This is a genomic window from Staphylococcus simiae (genome assembly GCF_002902085.1).
Lineage (GTDB): Bacteria > Bacillota > Bacilli > Staphylococcales > Staphylococcaceae > Staphylococcus > Staphylococcus simiae.
On the sequence record NZ_PPQR01000091.1, the window covers coordinates 1 to 20,879 of the forward strand.

At 32.1% G+C, this 20,879-nt stretch carries 18 protein-coding genes; 1 reads left to right on the forward strand and 17 read right to left on the reverse strand.

Features of this window, described 5'->3' with window-relative positions:
• Positions 1-1,344: YfhO family protein (locus CD113_RS10390; protein WP_169922559.1), on the forward strand; the 1,344-nt coding region annotated here is incomplete at its 5' end.
• Between the two features lie 194 nt (positions 1,345-1,538).
• Here CD113_RS10390 and rplS read toward each other — a convergent pair.
• From rplS to CD113_RS10480, 17 genes are all read right to left on the reverse strand, one after another.
• Positions 1,539-1,889 (reverse strand): 50S ribosomal protein L19, encoded by a 351-nt coding sequence (gene rplS, locus CD113_RS10395; protein ID WP_002465082.1) that lies wholly within the window; start codon positions 1,887-1,889, stop codon positions 1,539-1,541.
• Between the two features lie 103 nt (positions 1,890-1,992).
• Complete coding sequence (gene trmD, locus CD113_RS10400) at positions 1,993-2,730, reverse strand: tRNA (guanosine(37)-N1)-methyltransferase TrmD (RefSeq protein ID WP_002465083.1); 738 nt, start codon at positions 2,728-2,730, stop codon at positions 1,993-1,995.
• A complete protein-coding gene (rimM, locus tag CD113_RS10405; RefSeq protein ID WP_002465084.1) occupies positions 2,730-3,233 on the reverse strand; it encodes a ribosome maturation factor RimM in 504 nt (167 codons plus the stop codon). The genes trmD and rimM overlap by 1 nt, the downstream gene beginning before the upstream one ends.
• A gap of 627 nt (positions 3,234-3,860) precedes the next feature.
• Positions 3,861-4,136 (reverse strand): 30S ribosomal protein S16, encoded by a 276-nt coding sequence (gene rpsP / locus CD113_RS10410; RefSeq protein ID WP_002462372.1) that lies wholly within the window; start codon positions 4,134-4,136, stop codon positions 3,861-3,863.
• Positions 4,137-4,282: 146 nt separating this feature from the next.
• The gene (gene ffh / locus CD113_RS10415) at positions 4,283-5,650 is read right to left on the reverse strand and encodes a signal recognition particle protein (protein WP_002462373.1); all 1,368 of its coding nucleotides are present in this window, start codon (positions 5,648-5,650) and stop codon (positions 4,283-4,285) included.
• A gap of 20 nt (positions 5,651-5,670) precedes the next feature.
• The gene (locus CD113_RS10420; RefSeq protein WP_002462375.1) at positions 5,671-6,003 is read right to left on the reverse strand and encodes a putative DNA-binding protein; all 333 of its coding nucleotides are present in this window, start codon (positions 6,001-6,003) and stop codon (positions 5,671-5,673) included.
• Complete coding sequence (ftsY, locus tag CD113_RS10425) at positions 5,990-7,219, reverse strand: signal recognition particle-docking protein FtsY (protein ID WP_002462378.1); 1,230 nt, start codon at positions 7,217-7,219, stop codon at positions 5,990-5,992. The genes CD113_RS10420 and ftsY overlap by 14 nt, the downstream gene beginning before the upstream one ends.
• Positions 7,219-10,785, reverse strand: coding sequence for a chromosome segregation protein SMC (gene smc, locus CD113_RS10430; protein WP_002462379.1), 3,567 nt, complete (start codon positions 10,783-10,785; stop codon positions 7,219-7,221). Before smc ends, ftsY begins: the two co-directional genes overlap by 1 nt.
• A 344-nt stretch (positions 10,786-11,129) precedes the next feature.
• Positions 11,130-11,861 (reverse strand): ribonuclease III, encoded by a 732-nt coding sequence (rnc, locus tag CD113_RS10435; RefSeq protein ID WP_002462380.1) that lies wholly within the window; start codon positions 11,859-11,861, stop codon positions 11,130-11,132.
• Positions 11,862-11,976: 115 nt separating this feature from the next.
• The gene (locus CD113_RS10440; RefSeq protein WP_002462381.1) at positions 11,977-12,210 is read right to left on the reverse strand and encodes an acyl carrier protein; all 234 of its coding nucleotides are present in this window, start codon (positions 12,208-12,210) and stop codon (positions 11,977-11,979) included.
• A gap of 295 nt (positions 12,211-12,505) precedes the next feature.
• A complete protein-coding gene (gene fabG, locus CD113_RS10450; protein WP_002462382.1) occupies positions 12,506-13,243 on the reverse strand; it encodes a 3-oxoacyl-[acyl-carrier-protein] reductase in 738 nt (245 codons plus the stop codon).
• On the reverse strand, positions 13,236-14,162 hold the full coding sequence (gene fabD / locus CD113_RS10455; RefSeq protein WP_002462384.1) for an ACP S-malonyltransferase: 927 nt from the start codon (positions 14,160-14,162) through the stop codon (positions 13,236-13,238). Before fabD ends, fabG begins: the two co-directional genes overlap by 8 nt.
• Positions 14,155-15,141 carry a phosphate acyltransferase PlsX gene (plsX, locus tag CD113_RS10460; RefSeq protein ID WP_002462385.1) on the reverse strand — a complete coding sequence of 329 codons (987 nt, stop codon included), beginning with the start codon at positions 15,139-15,141 and terminating at the stop codon, positions 14,155-14,157. The genes fabD and plsX overlap by 8 nt, the downstream gene beginning before the upstream one ends.
• A gap of 11 nt (positions 15,142-15,152) precedes the next feature.
• Positions 15,153-15,719, reverse strand: coding sequence for a transcription factor FapR (gene fapR / locus CD113_RS10465; protein ID WP_088177449.1), 567 nt, complete (start codon positions 15,717-15,719; stop codon positions 15,153-15,155).
• A 353-nt stretch (positions 15,720-16,072) separates the two neighbouring features.
• Positions 16,073-18,133 carry an ATP-dependent DNA helicase RecG gene (recG, locus tag CD113_RS10470; protein ID WP_002462387.1) on the reverse strand — a complete coding sequence of 687 codons (2,061 nt, stop codon included), beginning with the start codon at positions 18,131-18,133 and terminating at the stop codon, positions 16,073-16,075.
• Between the two features lie 437 nt (positions 18,134-18,570).
• The gene (fakA, locus tag CD113_RS10475; RefSeq protein WP_002464548.1) at positions 18,571-20,217 is read right to left on the reverse strand and encodes a fatty acid kinase catalytic subunit FakA; all 1,647 of its coding nucleotides are present in this window, start codon (positions 20,215-20,217) and stop codon (positions 18,571-18,573) included.
• 14 nt (positions 20,218-20,231) lie between these two features.
• Positions 20,232-20,606, reverse strand: coding sequence for an Asp23/Gls24 family envelope stress response protein (locus CD113_RS10480; protein ID WP_002464549.1), 375 nt, complete (start codon positions 20,604-20,606; stop codon positions 20,232-20,234).
• Between the last annotated feature and the right edge of the window lie 273 nt (positions 20,607-20,879).

The following is a 20,879-nucleotide window of genomic DNA, read 5'->3' on the forward strand; positions in this document are numbered from 1 at the left end:
GTGTATAAGAGACAGATATTATATATATCATTAGTATTACTCATATTAGGTCAACAAATGTTAATTTTACAAGAAAATAAAGTAAGAGCTATTGAACCTTATTTACAAAATAAAAATACTGTAAATTCAAGTAACTATCGAAGTCCTATATTAGATAAGACAATAAGCAATATCAATAACGCTAATGATGACGCGCTTAATAGAATTGATTATATGTCTGGTTATGCACTTAACTCACCTTTCATTTATCACTATAATGGTATTTCCTTATATTCAAGTATTTTCGATGGTAAAATATTGAATTATTACGATAATCAACTACAAATCAATATGCCTACTGACAAAAATAGTACGTATAGATTACTAGGTGATCGAGCTAATCTAATGGCTTTGTGGAATGTACAAGATCGTCTACGTAAGTATCATGACAAAACAATCCCATATGGCTTTAAAATAAAGCAAACTGTTTCTGATAATGATACAACCTGGGTTCATTCAAAAAATACAATTAATTATCCAAGTGCACATATTACGAATAACATTTTTAATAATAGTGACTTAAAATCACCTCTAGATAAAGAACAAGCCATGCTACAAGGCGTTGTATTATCTGATAAAACGGTAAGCAATAGACATTTTAAAGCAAATACTAATCTATTATCGAAAGCGCACACTAGTACGAAAAATGCGCAATGGCAATCTAAACATCATTTACGAGTTAATAAACATAATGGTGGTTTAACTATCACCTTACCAAAGTCATTAGCACAACGATATCAAGACCTATACGTCGAAATGGATATCGAATTATTGTCTCCTGATAAAGCTTATGATGTAAAAGTAAATCACTATGTTCAAAGGCGTAATCCATTAACATATCAATATCGTCGATTCGTTACACCTGTTACAATGCGTATTAAATCAGATAGCAATATTCACATCGCATTACCAAAAGGACAATATCGCTTAAATTTAAAAGGAATTTATGGAGAAGATTATCAAACTTTAAAAGAGGCTTCTAAACATACTACACCTGTTCAAGTAACTAAAAATAAACGCAGCTTTACAATTACAAAACATCAAAACGATGAAGGTTACATCGTCTTACCTATGACTTATGCAAAAGGGATGCAAGCACAAGATGAACATGGTCACAAGTTAAAAGTTGAAGCTGTCAATGGCATCATGACAGGAATAAAAGTATCAAAAGGATCTACACATATTAATTTAAGTTATCAATCTCCTCATATTAAATTATTAATTTTTATAAGTTTAGTTGGTATCTTTTTAAGCATAGTAGCCATAATATTTATACCAAAGTTGTTACAACGTAAAGATAATTAGGATATATTACACTTTAAATGTTTTACGACATAAGGTACCTGTCGTAATAAAATGATTTATAAGTCATAGAAAATAGTGACATAATATAAATTAACACACCAAAAAAACCATCTAAATCACTTGTTAAAAGTGATCTAGATGGCTTTTTGAATTGCATCATATCAAACTCAATTATAGTTTTTGATAATTGCTGATTAACGAATTTCTTGGATTCTAGCAGCTTTACCACGTAAACTACGTAAGTAATATAATTTAGCACGACGTACTTTACCACGACGTTTAACTTCGATTTTTTCAATTTTTGGAGTGTGTAATGGGAATGTACGTTCCACACCAACACCTGATGAAATTTTACGAACTGTAAACGTTTCAGAAACTCCGCCACCACGACGTTTGATTACAACACCTTCGAATACTTGGATACGTTCACGAGTACCCTCGATTATACGTACGTGTACACGTAAAGTGTCACCTGGACGGAAGTTTGGTAAATCTGTACGTAATTGTGATTTTGTTACTGCTTCAATTAACTTATGGTTTGTCATTATAAATTCTCCTCTTCACCCTATGTTCTTGCCTAGACAAATATATAGCAGCGGAGCATAGTGATTATTCGTGTTTTCACACTTAAATTATGTTAGCATAATGCTATTCTTTTTTCAATTCTAATTTATATTTTTCTAGAAAATCTTTGTCTTGTTCAGTCAATGGATAACTTTCAAGTAAATCAGGTCTTTTATGATAGGTACGAATTAACTTTTGTTCATGTCTCCATTGTTCAATATGAGCATGATTTCCTGATAATAAAACATCTGGTACTGTTAATCCTTTAAATTCTCGTGGTCTAGTATATTGTGGAAATTCTAACAAACCATCTGAAAATGAATCATCTTGATGAGATTGTTCGTTCCCTAGCACACCAGGAATCAGTCTTACAATTGCATCAGTCATTGTCATCGCAGGCAATTCTCCACCAGTTAATACATAATCTCCTATAGAAATTTCATCAGTTACTAAGTTCGTTCTTATACGCTCGTCATACCCTTCATAGTGACCACAAATAAATACGATATGCTCAGCGTGACTTAATTCTTCTGCTTTACGTTGCGTAAACGGTTCACCTTGTGGGCACATTAATATGATACGTGTATTGTCACTAACTGCTAAATCTGCCATCGCATTAAACACTGGTTCTGGTTTTAGGACCATACCTTGACCTCCACCATAAGGGTAGTCATCAACTTGATTATGCTTATTAATTGAATAATCTCTAAAATTAACTGTATTTACTTGTAAAAGTTCTCGTTCTTGAGCCCTTTTTAGAATTGAATGATTCAGCACACCATCAAACATTTCTGGAAAAAGTGTTAAATAATCAATTTTCATTAGTCCAGTAGTCCTTCCATTGGAGTAATAATAATTTTTTTGTTATCAATATCAATGTCTTTAACAACATCTGCAATATAAGGAATTAAATATTCTTTCGCTCCTTCAACCACCCATACGTCATTCGCACCTGTTTCAAAAATATCAATAACACGACCAATAGGCGTCTCTTGATCATCAAAGACGGTACAACCAATGATATCTGAATAATAAAATTCATGTTCACCTAATTCAATATCGTCATGATCTCGTTCTTGATAAATAAGGTTACCTTTAAGATGTTCAATTTCATTAATATTAGTAATACCTTCAAAAGTCAACATGTGTAATCCTTTATGGATACGGTGCGATTTTACCACATAATCAATATCTTGTTTGTTATGTGATATCGTCAAAGTTTCACCTGGCTGAAAGCGAATATCTGTAAAGTCTGAATTGGATTTAACTTTCAATTCACCTTTAATTCCATGTGTATTTACAATTTGACCAACTTCAACTTTCATATATTTTACCCTCCAACAATTTTTTAAAATAACATTCTATCTCACAATAAACATATCATTCTTCTTTACTTTGAACATTCAAGCTTTATATTTTTGTTTATATTTATACCGCTTTACAATCTCACGATTGACTTCCGTTGTCAATTTTGACAGTGACTTAAAATTCATCCAAATTTTATCAGTATTTGAGCCTGGGACAAAATGTATTTTACACTTAAATTTAAGCATTTGGCAGTAACTGTCTGGTTTTCAAAATGTTGATAAATCACCATTTTGAAAACCTAGTCAGTCTTGCCGGGGTGGAAGGGACCCAACACAAAAAAACTGGTTAGTCAGTTTTTTCAGACAATACAGGGACCCGTCATCAAAAATCCATGTGTGGATTTTACATTAATGTGCAAGACGGGCATCTACGAAATAAATTTTATATAAAATTTATTTCTGTCCCACTCCCACATTTTTTTACATACTTTTTAACGACACTATATTTCCTTTTAATCAAATAAAAAGGGCACCATACTGGTACCCTTCACTTATGATAACATATATATTCACGTCTCATTTACATCAATATATTAAGTTGAATGATAAGTCTTAAATTAATATTTCGACAAGTGCTTAAGCTAATTATTTAGCTTTCTTTTGTTCGTCGAATTTTTTCATAATACCTTCTTTGGATAAGATATTGTGAACTGTATCAGTTGGTTTCGCGCCATCTTTTAACCATTTTAAAGCTAACGCTTCATCAACTTTAATTTCAGGAGCATTAACGCTCGCTGGGTTATAAGTACCGATTTGTTCGATGATACGACCATCACGTGGTGAACGTGCATCTGCAACTACGATACGATAGAATGGATTTCTTTTTGAACCTAAACGTGTTAAACGAATTTTAACTGCCATTTATAAAATCTCCTTTAAATCTGTTTTATTATTTATTTTCTACAAGAAATAATATTAACAGGTGCTAAGTAATTTGTAAAGAGTTTTTTCTTTACCAAATATTTCATTATCAACTTTCACATTGTAACTTTTAGCAATATCACTAATTAAAACGGTAAATTCATTCCTTTTAGCATATTTTGCATTTGATTACGTTTACCTTTTTTACCTTTACCGCCACCAGTGAATTGTTTCATCATTTTCTTCATATCATTGAATTGTTTCATTAGGCGATTTACTTCTTGTAATGAACGTCCAGAACCTTTAGCAATTCTTTTCTTACGTGACACATTTAACGTGTCTGGATTATGTCGTTCTTCTTTAGTCATAGATTGAATAATGGCTTTAATATGATCGATTTGTTTGTCGTTCATATTTAATTTATCCAAGCCTTTCATCTTATTCATGCCTGGAATCATTTTCATAATATCATCTAATGGACCTAAATTTTTAACTTGATCTAATTGCTCTAAAAAGTCATCTAATGTGAATGATGATTCACGCATTTTTTTCTCTAAATCTTTAGCTTTTTCTTGGTCAACGTCTTGCTGAGCTTTTTCAATTAAACTTAGGACATCACCCATGCCTAAAATACGAGATGCCATACGTTCAGGATGGAATAATTCTAAACCATCTAATTTTTCACTCATACCAACAAATTTAATTGGTTTTTGAGTTACAGAACGAATTGATAATGCCGCACCACCACGTGTATCACCATCAAGTTTAGTTAATGTTACACCAGTGATATCTAATTGATTATCAAATGATTCTGCAACATTAACTGCATCTTGACCTGTCATTGCGTCAACAACTAACATTATTTCATTTGGTTGCGCAATTTCTTTCACTTCTTGAAGTTCATTCATTAACGCTTCATCAATATGCAAACGTCCAGCTGTATCAATAATAACAAAATCTAAATGTTCTTCTTTAGCATGTTGTAATGCATTAGTAACAATTTGTTGAGGTTTAACTTGATCTCCTTCACTATAAACAGGAATATCAATTTGTTTACCTACAGTTTGAAGTTGATCAATAGCTGCAGGACGATAAATATCTGCTGCAACTAGCATCGGTTTTTTGTTATATTTTTTGCGCATTAATAATGCTAATTTACCAGCAGTTGTCGTTTTACCAGCACCTTGTAAACCAACCATCATGACTACAGTTGGTGGTTTGTTAGCCATTGTAATGGATGTATTTTCTCCACCCATTAATTGAGTTAACTCGTCTTGTACAATTTTCACGACTTGTTGTCCAGGTGTTAATGATTGCATTACATCTGAACCTAAGGCACGCTCTGAAACTGTTTTGATAAATTCTTTCACAACTTTGAAGTTAACGTCGGCTTCTAATAATGCTAATCTAACTTCTCGCATCATTGTTTTAATATCTGCTTCAGTTAACTTACCTTTACCACGCATTTTCTGCATCGTTGCTTGTAAACGTTCTGATAAGCCTTCAAATGCCATAAAATATGCCCCCTATCTCTCTATTCTAATTCTTCTAATTGTTGAATATATTGTGCTATTTTTTTCGTATCATTTAAATGACGTTTCATTTCTTTATATATTGCTTGTCGTTGTTCAAACTTTTGATATAATGCCAATTTGGCTTCATAATCCTCAACTAAATCGCCAGTTCTTCTTATATTATCATAAACTGCTTGCCTACTCACATCAAAAGTATCAGCGATTTCACTTAAAGAATAATCTTCAAGATAAAATAACTCTAAATAGTTACGTTGTTTATTAGTTAACAATGATTGATAAAAATCAAACAAATAATTCATGCGTAATGTTTTTACTAAATCATTTTGACTCATGATCATTATCCTCTGATTGTTCAAAATTATCAGCTACACTATCAATTTCTTCGTTTTGTTCAATCATATCTGCAAATAAGCCATAAACATAACTTTCAGGATTAAATGGTTGTAGGTCATCAAGTTGTTCACCTAAACCAACATATTTAACTGGTATGTGCAATTCATTTCTAATAGCTAATACAATACCACCCTTAGCAGTTCCATCTAATTTTGTTAAAACAATACCAGATACATTTGTAACATCTTTAAAATTACGTGCTTGTGATAATGCATTTTGACCAGTAGTTGCATCTAAACATAGTAATACTTCATGAGGTGCTTCTGGTACAGCTCTACCAATAACACGCTTAACTTTTTCTAATTCTTGCATTAAATTTGTCTTGTTTTGTAAACGACCAGCTGTATCACAAATTAGAATATCTATACCTTTATTTTTAGCCGCATTGATAGCATCGTACATAACAGCAGCAGGATCTGAACCTTCACTTTGACTTATTACCTCAACGCCAACACGTTCTCCCCATACTTTTAATTGTTCAATTGCTCCTGCTCTAAAAGTGTCACCAGCAGCTAACATCACTTTTTTACCTTCCATTTTATAACGATAAGCAAGTTTACCAATTGTTGTAGTCTTACCAACACCGTTAACTCCTACCATAAGAATGACATTTAATCGTCCATCTTCTAAGTTCATTGCTTCAGAATTATCATCTTCTTGATGGTAAATTTCAACAATTTTTTCTACGATAACTTCACGTAAATCCTCAGTGTCTTGAATATTTCGACGTTGTGCTTCACTGCGCAGTTCTTCTGTTAAAGTCATTACCGTATTAAAACCGACATCGGCAGTAATTAACATCTCTTCTAGTGCTTCGAAGAAATCTTCATCAACTTTACGATATCTTGCAATTAAATTATTTAACTGTTCTTGGAAATTTTGTCTAGATTTTTCTAAACCAGCTTTAAACTTAGCACCCATTTTTTGGGCTTCAATCTCTTCAAAATCTTCAATAGATATTAAGCCATCATCATCAAAATCAGCTTCACTCAGTTTACGTGGTTTTTTCTTTGGTACTTCAACTTCTGCTTCATTAGATTGTTGTGGTTCTGATAATGATTGTTGATCCTCAGTTTTAGGTAAATTACTTTGTACTTGTTCTTCATCTTTTTTTGTTGTAGTAAATTTATCCTTTAAACGTTTAAAAAAGCTCATTACTGTTCCTCCTTGAGTATATCGTCTATAGTATTTAAATTAACACTTACTAATTTAGTTACTCCTGATTCTTGCATTGTGACACCGTATAGTCGATCTGAAAATTCCATCGTACCTTTACGGTGTGTGATAACGATAAATTGAGTCTGTTCTGACAAATCATTTAAATATCTAGCATAACGAATGACATTTGCTTCATCTAACGCCGCTTCAACTTCATCTAAAATAACAAACGGCGCCGATCTCACTTTTAAAATCGCAAATAATAATGCAATGGCTGTTAAAGCGCGTTCACCACCACTTAAAAGAGATAAATGTTGTAATTTTTTGCCTGGAGGTTGTACATTAATATCAACACCAGCAGTTAAATAATTATCATCTGTTAACGTTAGTTTTGCATCTCCACCACCAAATAATTGCTTAAATACACTAGTGAAGTGTCTTTCAATGGCATGAAATGTTTCTTTAAATCTTCCAATAACTTCTTGGTCCATTTCATTTATAATTTGTTCTAATGTTTCTTTAGCTTGTCGTAAATCCATTCTTTGCTCATTTAAAAAGGTGTATCGTTCATTTAGTTCATCATATTGTTGAATTGCATTTAAGTTAACTGGTCCTAATTCTTCAATTGACATTTTAGTCAACTTAACTTTTTTACGTAAACTTTCAATATCTTCTTCACTGTGATAGTCAGCTTTTGCTTTTTCAAAAGTTAAATTATAATCGTCATTTAAATGATTGATAGCATGACTAATTAGGACATCTAATCTAGATTGTTGTGATTTAACATCTTGATAATGATTTTCGATAGATAATATATCTTGATGACACACTTGTAACTGATCTTCCAATTGTTCAACTTGCTGATTGACATCGATTCTTTGTTGTTTTAAGTCAGCTAATTTTAAAGATAATTCTTGTCTTTCTTCTTCTGCATTAGTAATTTGTTGTTGAATTTTATTAAATGCTTGTTCACCCATTACTTCATCTGAGTTAAAGAAAGCAATCTTCTCTTTCAATTCAGTTAATTGATTTTCAGTTGCTTGTTGTTGATTATTTAAACGCTCTATTGATTCTTTTTGAGATTTAATGCGTTCTTTAATTACCGCCAAATCAGATTGCTTTTGATGTAGTTGTTGCTGAGTTTGAGTCGTATTCTCTTTACCTTCTTTTGATAATTGTGTATAACGCTCTATTTCTTCTTCAAGATGTTTTAACTGCTGCTGAATATTTGCAAGTTGTTGTTCTTTATCATTTAATGTTTGCTTACTTTTTTCACTTGCATAGCCATCATTTTTCTCAAATTCAAATTCCTCATGCTCATTTTTAATCTGAGTTTCTTGAGTAGTCAAGCGATCTAAATCTAATTCATAATGATGAACTTGCTCTTTAAGTGCATTATAAGTTTGACTCTTATCGAAATATTGTTCACTTAATTCATCACTCTGTTCTTTTATATCTTTAAACTGTTGTTCAAACGCTTCAGTTTGACGTAAATAATCTTGTAACTGCTTACGCATCGTTGTTAATTCATCTTTTTGAGATAGGATGCTCTTAGTCTTTCTAGCACCACCACCAGTCATTGAACCACCTGGATTAACGATATCTCCTTCTAACGTAACAATACGTGTACGATATTTAATTGCTCTTGCTAAGTCATTAGCATTTTTTAAATTATCAACTATAATCGTATTTCCCAATAAGTTATCAATGATTTGTTGATACGTTGATGTTACTGTTACTGCTTCGGATGCTACGCTAATAAAACCATTTGCTTGTTGTGCAATCATTTTAATATCAGATGCTATCGTTCGACTCTGTATGACATTTAACGGTAAAAATGTCGCTCTACCAAGCCCTTTGTCTTTCAAGAACTTAATGGCGTTACGTCCATCTTTTTCAGTATCAACTATGATATGTTGTAAGGATGCCCCTAACGCGGTTTCAATTGCTTGTGTTAATTTTGAAGGAACTTCTATAATTTCAGCTACTGCTCCGTGTATGCCAGACAACTCTTTATTCTTAGCCTTTAATATATGTTTAACTCCATTAAAGAAATATGTATAATCTTCTTCTTGAGAAGCTAAACTATCAATTCTTGTTTTCATTTTTTCAGTGTAACGATAAGCTTGATATAACTTTTCTTCATATTCATGTTGTGATTGCTTTGTTTTAGTCAAATTTTGCTCAAGTATCTTAATTTCTTTTTCAACTTGGCCCATATCTTTTTTCGCTTGTTTATATTCCTTATCAACTGATGTGATTTGTTGTTGAATAGATTTAAGTTGTTCATATACTTCTACTAATCTTGAATCTAAGCGCGACTTTTTAGCTTCATTTTCATCTATTGTATGTTTTAAAAAACGAATATCATTATTAACATCAGATTGTTGTGACATTAATGTATAGTAATCATTCTTAATTTGTTCTAATTTTTCATCGTGTGCTTCATCTGAAATATATAATTGCTCTTCTAATATTTTAATTTCACTGTTAAGTGCTTTTTGTTTATCTTGTAATGCCTGTAATGTCGTTGAACATTCTTGTCGTTCTTCTTTAATATTAGTTAATTGTTCATTTAAATTTAGCTGCTCTTCTTCATATCTTGCATTTGTCTCTGATTGATTTTTTTTACGTTCTTCAAGAACATTTAATTGACCTGAATATTTTTCGAATGACTCAGTTGCTTTAACAAGTTGATAATTAAGTGTTTCAATATCATTGTCTATTTGTTGTCGTTGTCCTTTAAATTGCTGAATATGTTGCGATAGTTCACTTTTTTCACCTTCTTTGCTAGCTTCTTTACTTTTCAAGTCATTCAAACGCTCATCTAGTTGCTGATTATCATTGTGATAACTCGTAATGTCATTAACCGTAACCACAATATCACTATGTGTCATTTGTTCAGATAATGTTTTATACTCTTTAGCAATCGCTGCTTCTTCTTTTAAGGGCTCTACTCGACCTTCTAAATCATACAAAATATCATCTACACGACTTAAATTGTCTTCTGTTTGATCTAATTTATTTAATGATTCAGCTTTTCTTTTTTTATATTTTAATACTCCTGCTGATTCTTCAATAATTTGACGACGATCGACAGGTTTAGCATTTAAAATTTCATCCACACGACCTTGAGAAATAATACTGTATGCTTCTTTACCTAAACCTGAATCTAAAAATAAATCAGTAATATCTTTAAGTCTAGCACGATCATTATTCAAGTAATATTCACTTTCACCACTACGATACAATCTTCTTGTTACAACTACTTCTGAAGCATCTATATTAAGTTTGTTTGACTGATTGTCGAGTCTTAGCTGCACTTCAGCGTAATTTAGTGCTTTACGATGCTCAGCTCCAGAAAAAATAATATCTTCCATTTTTGAACCACGTAGGGATTTAGCAGATTGTTCTCCTAATACCCACTTTATTGCATCTGTAATATTACTCTTGCCACTACCATTTGGACCAACAATTGCTGTTACACCTTTATCAAACTGCACATTTGTTTGATCTGCAAATGATTTAAATCCAATGGTATCAATTGATTTTAAGTAAACCATTCTTAACTCCTTATCACTATTTCACTATTCAAAAGCTATATCTTTTATTTCATCAACATAGAACCTGAAATTAAAAAGCTTTATCTCTTAATTTTCAAACTTTTAGCAGTAACAACTTGAATTGTAAGATGTCGCTTAATCAACATCTTTCAATCCTAGTCAACCTTGCCGAGAGGAATTAGGGTTCTCTCCAAAATTGGAATGATACATAATTATTTTTTTATTTATCAGTCCTAAAAAATAGAGAACCGGAATTAGGAAGCATTATTTTAAAAAAATTATTTCTGTCCTAGTTCCAATTATTTCTTTATAATTTCAACTTGAAATTAACTAAATATTAAATATTAAAGTAAATTCTTTAATTGTTTATATGCTTGTTCAGCTGCTTTTTGTTCGGATTCTTTTTTTGTTTTTCCTTTACCACTGGCAACTGCGTGTCCTTCTAAAATCACTTCCGAAGTGAATAGACGATGATGTGCGGGTCCTTCTTCATTGATTAATTTATATGTTACATCACCTTTATTTTGTTGATGAACTAATTCTTGAAACTGTGTCTTAAAGTCCACAACACCTAATAACTCATCATGCTCAACATGGGGAAATATCACTTTTTCAGCAAATTGCCAAACAATATCTAAACCTTGATCTAGATACAGCGCACCAATAAAAGCTTCAAAAGCATCCGAAATTAACGATGGTCTTGTTCGTCCACCAGTCTTTTCTTCTCCTTTGCCGAGTAAAATTATTTCATTTAAGCCGATTTTATTTGCAAATATTACAAGTGATGGTTCACAAACTATTGTCGCACGCATTTTTGTTAAGTTACCCTCGGGTAAATCTGGGTGTTTATCAAATAAATAGCGTGAAACCGTCAATTCTAATACCGCATCTCCAAGAAATTCTAATCGTTCATTATGATCTAAACGATTCATATTAAAATCGTTAATAAAACTAGAATGTGAAAAAGCTTGTTGGTATAAATCAATATTATTATATGAAAATCCTAACGCTTTCATCTTAGCTTCAAAATTCAGTCTAAAATGATGTATAATATCGTCTTTTTTTTGCTTCGACATCATCAAAACTCCTTTATTGTGTCATCTTTAATCATTATTAATTTTACGTCAAATTTAACTATAATTAAAGAAAAAAACTGAGCCGACAATTCTATCGACCCAGATGTTTAATTTATTATTTTTCAAGACTGTTAATAAAATTAACAGCATCACCAACAGTGTTGATTTTTTCAGCTTCTTCATCAGGAATTTCAGTACCAAACTCGTCTTCTAATTCCATTACTAATTCAGCAATATCAAGTGAGTCAGCGCCTAAATCATCTTTGAAAGATGCATCTGCAGTTACTTTATCAGCATCAACACCTAAACGGTCAACGATGATATCTTTTACTTTATCGAAATTTTCCACGTCGATTCACCTCCTTTAAAAATGCCTATACATAGACTATTATATTTTCACATGTTGAATTGTAAAAAACAAGTAGAAATTTTAGAAACACTTATCACTTTTAGTGATTAGTGTTTCTTGGGAGTGGGATAGAAATGAATTTCCAATAAAATTCATTTTGTCATCCCACCCCGGCAAGACTGACTAGAGTTGAAAAACGTTGATTTATCAACATTTTTCAACTCAGACAGTTACTGCCAAATGCTTAAATTGAAGCATAAAATGCTTTTTTAATTCAAACTTATCCACTAGTCACTTATTCCATAAACATACCGCCATTAACATGAATCGTTTGTCCAGTGATATACTTCGCTTTATCTGAAGCTAAGAAAGCAACAGTATTTGCAATATCCGTATCTTCACCAAAACGAGATAGTGGAATTTGTGTTAACATTTGTTCTTTTAAGTCATCACTTAAAGCATCAGTCATATCAGAAACAATAAAACCAGGTGCTACAGCATTAACTGTAATACCACGTGAAGCAAGTTCACGAGCTGCAGACTTAGTCAAGCCAATCACACCAGCTTTAGTTGCAACATAATTTGCTTGTCCAGGGTTACCTACTGCACCTACAACACTTGATAGGTTGATAATAGCTCCACTACGTTGTCTTAACATTTGTGGTGTTGCTTTTTGAATACAATTGAACACACCTTTTAAGTTAGTATCAATTACATCATCCCACTCTTGTTCTTTCATACGCATTAATAAATTATCTCTAGTTATACCAGCATTGTTTACTAAGACATCTAATGAGCCAAATTGACTAACAACATCTTTAATCATTGTTTTTACTTCGTCTGGATTAGCAACATTTGCTTGAATTGCAAAGCTATCTACACCTTTAGCTTTAATTTCTTCAACTACCGCTTCTGCTTTATCTTTACTTCCTGCATAATTGACTGCAACATTATAACCTTCATCTGCTAATTGTAATGCGATACTTTTACCTATACCTCTAGATGCTCCTGTAACTAATGCGCTTTTAGTCATTTTGATTCCATCCTTTCACATCTTCTAAAGTTTGTATTGATGTTAATGTGACGTCTCTATTTATTTTTTTAATTAAACCTGATAGTACTTTTCCAGGGCCAATTTCTATAAAATGATTTACGCCGTTATCAATTAGCCATTCAACAGAATCAATAAACTGAACTGGTGAATATAATTGTTTAACCATTTGAGCTTTAATAACTTCAGCATCTGTTTCACCCTGTGCATTAACATTTTGCACTACTGGAAACTTAGCATCATGCCATTCAAATTGATTAATATAATCAGAAAAATCATGCTCAATTATTTTCATCATAGAAGAATGGAATGGCCCAGACACTGCTAAAGGCATAACACGTTTTGCGCCTAATGCTTTACCTTTGTCAACTAACTCGTCTATAAGTGCTTTGTGTCCTGAAACAACAATTTGTCCTGGACAGTTAATGTTTGCTGGTTCAATCACTTGATCATCTGTAGATAATTCTTTACAGATATTGTCTACTTGTTTAAAATCCAACCCTAAAACAGCAGCCATACTACCAACACCACTTGGAAAAGCTTGGGCCATTAATTGTCCACGTTTGCGAACAATTTTAACTGCATCTTCAAATGATAGTACACCACTTGCTACTAAACTCGAATACTCACCTAAACTATGTCCCATTGTATAGTCTGCATTCAAACCCTTTAATGCATGCAATAAAGCCATACTATGAGTTAGAAGTGCTGGTTGTGTATGTTCAGTTTGACCTAATTTGTCTTCTGAATCGACAAACATCGTTTCTAAAATATCAAAATCCATTACCTCAGCTGCACGATTTAAAATATGTGTTGCCTCTTCATTTTGATTGTATAAATCTTGTGCCATACCTACTTTTTGAGCACCTTGTCCTGGAAAAATAATTGCAGTTTTAGTCATTCGTTTCACCTACTGTTTCTTTCATTGTTTGTACAATTTGTTGTTCACCAGCTATTTTGGCTTGTCTAATAGCAGAATAAAATGCCTTAGCATTAGAGCTACCGTGTGCTTTTACTACTGTACCATCTAAACCTAATAACACGGAGCCTCCATATTCAGAGTAATCCATTTTTTTGGCAAAAGCATCTAAGTCTTTCTTTAAAATTGCGCCGGCAATTTTATTTTTAGTGCTACCCATTATTGTATCTTTTAACATTTTACCTATGGATTTGGCAGTACCTTCTAAATTTTTAAGTACCATATTGCCTGTATAACCATCAGTTACCACAACATCAGTTTCTCCATCCATCAATGTTTTGGCTTCGATATTACCAACAAAATTTAACTGTTGATCTTCGTTCAATAATTGATAAGCTTTTTTAGTTAGTGCATTACCTTTTGCTGGTTCTGTACCAATATTTAATAATGATACTTTAGGTTGATTGATACCTCTTATTTTTTGAGCGTAAATGTTACCTAATTGAGCATATTGTTGTAAATGTTCAGGTTTAGCATCTGCATTAGCACCTACATCTAAAAAGACGAAACCTCTACCATCAATAGTCGGTAAAGTAACAACTAACGCAGGTCTAGCAACACCTTTAATACGTCCGACAATAAATAAACCAGCAGACATTAACGCACCTGTATTACCAGCTGAAACGCATCCATCTGCTTCTTTAGATTTAACCGCTTCAGCCATTTTAACCATAGAGCTATCTTTCTTACGTTTAATTGCTCTAACAGGCTCATCTTCCATTTCAATTTTTTCACTACAATGTCTAAAATCTATACGTTCGTGATTTAAATTATATTTTGCTTGATCACCAAAAAGGATAATTTCTAAATCTTTAAAATCTGCGACAGCTTGTTTTACTGCTTCCAAAACAATATCAGGTGCATTGTCTCCACCCATCATATCAATTGCTATTTTGACCATTATATTATTCCTCACTTATAATAAAACATTTTAAAATTGCCCTTAAATACTAATTTGTCTTTAACATAAGAATTAACTTCAACAATATAAAATTTTGAAGTTTTATCTTTTACTTTGGCTTGTGCAATAACCGTATCATTTAATTTTACCTTTTCTAAAAATTGAATATTACTTTCATAAGTTAATACTGTTTGATACTGAATTAATGCTACACACAAAGAATTGGCTTGTGCAAACAGTACATGTCCTCTAGCAATTTGATTCTTTGCGAAAACAGAATCATGTGTAACTTCCAAAATAGATTGTGCTTTATCATTTGGCTTCACTTGAATTAATGTACCAATAAACTCTTGTTCATCTATCGAACTAATTTGTTCATAATTCTCTTCAGCTACTAATTGAATTCTTTTACGTAATTCAGGAATATTTAAATTAGTTCTATCTAAGCGAATCGTTTGAATACTCACATTAAATATATCGCTTAATTCATTATCTGTAATGAAGGGATTACGTTCTATTTGTTGTTTAATAGCTTGTCTACGTTCATCTTTTTTTAATTTCACAACGTCACCCCTCATTTTTTAGTACCTAGTCTTAAACATTCCTCACATATCATAACACTTTCTATTTAAACTGCTCAACAATTTACTGTGAAATATCTATACTTTTTATATATTAATATTATTTCAAGAAAGTAAGCAGTTACTCATAACATATTAAAAGTAAAATGTTTAGTCCATCATAAATGACTTTAGTCAATTCATTTTCTAAGAGCCTGTAACAAAAGCATTTCACACTTAAATTTATGCATTTAGCAGTAACTATTTGGTTTTTAAAATGTAGATAACTCAGCATTTTAAAAATCTCGTCAGTTTTGCTGGAACGGGATTACGAAAACAAATTTATTTCTGTCTCAACCCTCAGTAATTGTTTAATCAAAACTTCGATGGAGTAAATGATTTTCAACAAAACTTCTTAACTGTTGATACTGATTATTGAAGAATGCGCCAGATTGGATAAGTTCTGCCGCTTCATCTCGAGCCACTTCTAACATGCGATAGTCTTCAACAATATTTGCAACTAGGAAGTCTGGTAGTCCACTTTGCTTAACGCCAAAGAAATCACCAGGACCACGCATTTCCAAATCTCGCTCACTTAATTCAAAGCCATCGGTTGTTTGCGTCATTATGGTCATACGTTCAATACCAGTTTCCGTCTTAGGAGAAGCAATTAAGACACAATAACTTTGATGCTCACTTCTACCAACACGTCCACGTAATTGATGCAATGTAGATAATCCAAATCGATCTGCATCATAAATCATCATGAACGTTGCGTTAGGTACATTAACACCAACTTCAACAACCGTTGTTGAAACTAGAATATCAATTTCATGATTACTAAACTTTTGCATAACTTCATCTTTTTCTTCAGATGATAGCTTACCGTGTAGTAATCCAACACGTTGTTCACCATAGTATTGTTGTAATGACTCGTATAAGGTGACAACATTTTGTACATCTTCTAAGTGCTCAGAACTTTCAATTAATGGGCATATTACATAAGCTTGACGACCTTTTGCTAGCTCAGATGTCATTTGTGTCAATACTTGATCATATTGTTCATGTTTAGCCCAAGTCGTAATAATCGCTTTTCTTCCTTTAGGTAGTTGTTTTATTGACGAAACATCCATCTCACCAAATACAGAAATGGCAAGTGTTCTAGGTATAGGCGTTGCAGTCATAAACAATACATTTGTCATGGCACCTTTTTCTCTCAGTAATTGACGTTGGTTAACACCAAAACGATGCTGTTCATCTGTAATAACTAAGCCTACATCCTTAAACACTACATCATCTTGTATTAACGCATGCGTTCCTATTAGACAATCAATGGTTCCTTGCTCTAGTTGCTCTAAAAGTATACGACGTTTTTTTCCTTTAACAGAGCCAGTCAATAATGCCACATTCATTTTATCACCAAATAATTGTATTAAACTTTCAGCATGCTGCTCAGCTAAAATTTCAGTTGGGACCATTAACGCTGATTGAAAACCTGCTGTTTTTAAAGCATACATACATATTGCAGCAACTACCGTCTTGCCAGAACCAACATCTCCTTGTAATAATCTGTGCATTCTAATAGGTGCTTTTAAGTCTCTAAAAATTTCGTTCACACTATTTTTTTGTGCTTCAGTTAATTCAAAAGGTAATTGATTTATAAAATCTTTTACTAATTCAATATTATAATTTACTTCAATTGCTTCGTCTGTAGTCTTTTCTAATCTATTTAACCATTGCATACGTAATTCAAATAAAAACAATTCAGTAAAAGCATACGTTCTACGTGCTCTCAATAGTTCTGTTTTATTTTTAGGATTATGCAGTGTATTTAAAGTGAATTCAAGCGATTCTAATTTATATTTTTGTCTTAAATCATCAGTTAACCATTCATGAATTGTTACATCTTGAATAGCTTGTCTAATATGGTCTCTTAATTGCTTTTGTTTAATACCTTCTTTAATACGATAAACAGGTTCTAATTGTACTTCATTTTCGTCATTGGATACTTGTGTAGTAGCATTAAAGAATACTCTATTGCCAGTTATTTCTTGTTTATGTCTATGCCACTTACCTTTAACAGTAATTGTTTGGTTCAACTCTATTTTCTTTTTTAAATAGGGTTGATTAAAAAATATACATTTAACTGCAATATTATTGACCATTAAATGCACGGTGAGTTTTGATTTATTTCGTCCAAAAAAGGCAATAACTGGTGAAGTGTATACTTGTCCTTCTACAGTAACATTCGCTTGATCATCAGCTTGGTTTAAATCAATCACTGTATTGTCTTCATATCTCGTTGGTAAATAAAGTACTAAATCTTCAACAGAGTTAATGTTTAATTGTTGCAAAGCCTCTATCTTTTTGGGTCCTATTCCTTTAATTTGTCCTAGCGAATACGGACTTTCTATTAAGTTGACCTTTGTCACTTTTATCACCTATTAATTATTATTTATTTCACACGATGCTTTTGTAATAGCTCTATTCTATCATGAATACTACTGAATACCTATGCTCAGAACTTTACTAAATAACAAAAAATCAAGCCCCTCACAACAGTGAAGACCTTGATTAAAATGATTGGTATTAAGTGGTTCTCTATTTTTTAGGACTGATAAATAAAAAAGAATAATTTAAAACGCAAATTATTTTGAAACCGAGACTCCTGAGTAGGGACCCAACACAGAGAAACTGTGAAACAGTTTCTACAAGAAATGCAAGTTTGGCATTGGGTCCCCAGCAAAGAAAAATTCTATTAACAGAATTTTTACTATAATGTGCAAGCTGGGGTGCGAGGCTTAAAAAAACAATTATGTATCAGTCCAATTTGGAAGAGAACCTATTAAGTTAAACTTTATCGTTAATCTTATTCAACTGAAAAGAAATATTGATAAATAGGTTGATTACCTTGATGAGCTTCAATTTCAACTTCAGGATAGTGTTCTTCTATCCAAGAAATCATTTTATCAGTCATTTCTTGATCAGCATCTTCTCCAGCTATGATAGTTAAAATTTCACTTTCTTCAGATAACATAGCATTTAATAGTTCTGTTAACGTAACAAACTGGTCTTGATTACTGCTAACGATTTTGTCTTCTATCAAGCCCATATAGGCATCTTTTTTGATTTCAACACCATCAATTTTAGTGTCTCGCACAGCATATGTTAATGACCCTGATGTTACTGAGCTGAGCGCTTGTTCCATTTGTAATTTATTGTCCTCAACTGTGGCATCAGGGTTATATTGGAATAACGCATTTATACCTTGAGGAATCGATTTAGTTGGTACAACGACTGCATCTGCATTAACAATACTTGCAGCTTGTTCACTAGCCATTAAAATATTTTTATTATTTGGTAAAATGATTGCTCGTTTACATTGTGATTGTTCAATCACTTTGACAATATCTTCAGTAGATGGATTCATCGTTTGACCACCACTTATAATGTGTGTGGCACCCATTGATTTAAAAATGTCTGATATACCATCACCCATTGAAATCGTAATAATAGCTGTATCTACTGTTTTCATTGCTTCTTCTGTAGAACGTTCTTCCTTACGTACAACTTCGCGATGTTGTTCTCTCATATTTTCAACTTTTAATTTAATTAACTCTCCATATTGTTGACCATAGTTAAACACATCACCTGGATGTTCAGTATGTACATGAACTTTAACTATCTCTTCATCATTGATAACTAATAATGAATCTCCAAACTCGCTCATGTCTTGTCTAAATTCTTGCTCATTGAATTCTTTTTTATTTTTGCCAAAACGAACCATCATTTCTGTACAATAGCCATAAACGATGTCTTCAGTATTAATAACACCATGAAAATCGTGTTCATCATGTACTAAATCGTCTTTATCTAGTTTCACAGTTTTTACTGAAACTGTTTCACCTTTAAGTGCCTTTAAAAATCCTTCATAGACACATAATAGACCTTTACCACCACTATCAACAACGCCTACTTCTTTTAATACTGGCAATAAATTAGGTGTATTATCAAGTGATTCTTCCGCTTTAACGATGATATATTCCATTAATTCTATACAATCATTGGTTTGTTGAGATTTGTCCATCGCTGCACTTGCTGCGTCTTTAGCAACTGTTAAGATTGTACCTTCAACTGGCTTCATCACTGCCTTATATGCTGTTTCAACTCCTGCATTAAAGCTTTCAGCCAATTGTTGTGCGTTGATATCAGCTTCATTTTCTATATTTTTACAGAAACCTCTAAACAATTGAGATAAAATAACACCTGAGTTACCTCTAGCTCCCATCAACAATCCTTTTGAAAATGTCTTACCTAATTCACCAATGTGTTGTGATAAATTATTTTCAACTTCTTCTCTACCTGAAGTCATTGTAAGGTTCATGTTTGTACCTGTATCTCCATCTGGTACAGGGTAAACATTTAATGAATCTACTAAATCTGCATTATTAGATAAATTTTGTGCCCCTTGTATTATCATATCGGCAAATAATTTACCATTAACTTCGCTAATCATTTCAAGTTGTCCTCCTAGTTTTTCTTGACTGTATTATTCACACGTACACCTTGTACATATATATTGATAGAATTAACTGATACATTGAGTGATTTTTCTAATGTATATTTCACAGTTGATTGAACATTATTAGCAACTTCTGATATTTTCACACCGTAACTTACAATGATGTACATATCAATGTCAACCACACCGTTACTTTCATTAACTTTTATGCCTTTAGCATAATTTTCATGCCCTAAAATTTCGGCAATACCATCTCTTACTTGTTGTCTTGAAGCCATACCTACGATACCATAACATTCAACAGCTTTACCACCAACAACAGATGCAATTACTTCATTTGATATGTCGATTTTACCGTAGTCGTTTGAAATTTCTAATGTCATAGTTTATGTTCCTCCTATACTTCGAAGTTATTCTTTTCCCTAATAAATAAACATGTAGTCTCTTCAATTTGTTTCGTTAAAATTAGTTTTAATCATAGATTTGAATAATAACATTACTTATATTAATAGTTGGTTGCATCCATTTGACTTCGTCAAACTGTTTAATAACTACATTATGTAAATATGCATAATAAAAATTAAACTTAGTCAAACTAAGGTGAATTATTTCGCACGCTTTTGTTACTTATAATGAAACGTCAATAAGTTTACAAT